Here is a 289-nt window from a genome sequence, read left to right as displayed (position 1 = left end):
ACTTCAACTCCGCGATACTGAGTCATCTTCTGGGACACTTTGAAGCGAGAGGAGATGAAGAGAAAGCGGGTATCACTCGTGCTGTTTCGCCCGTTGCGTGGCAAAATATCAACTTAAGCGGAACGTATAACTTCACTAATACTGGGAAATTGCCCAATATTGGCGAAATAACAAGGCCGATAGTGGATGATTAGGCTCCAAGCTGAAAGTAAACCACCTCCGCAGCCATTTATTGGTGTGGTCTACAGAGGATTATGTCTTTTTAGAGGGGAAAATCCCTAGAACCCCA

At 45.7% G+C, this 289-nt stretch carries 1 protein-coding gene; it reads left to right on the top strand.

Features of this window, described 5'->3' with window-relative positions:
- Nucleotides 1-194, top strand: a 194-nt coding sequence (locus AACR11_RS19675; protein ID WP_139374621.1) for a Tn3 family transposase, incomplete at its 5' end; no start/stop codon positions are given.
- Between the last annotated feature and the right edge of the window lie 95 nt (nucleotides 195-289).

The sequence above is a fragment of the Vibrio sp. L85 genome, assembly GCF_963871815.1.
In the GTDB taxonomy this organism is placed as follows: Bacteria; Pseudomonadota; Gammaproteobacteria; order Enterobacterales; family Vibrionaceae; genus Vibrio; species Vibrio harveyi.
This window is presented reverse-complemented; position numbering and strand designations above follow the sequence as displayed.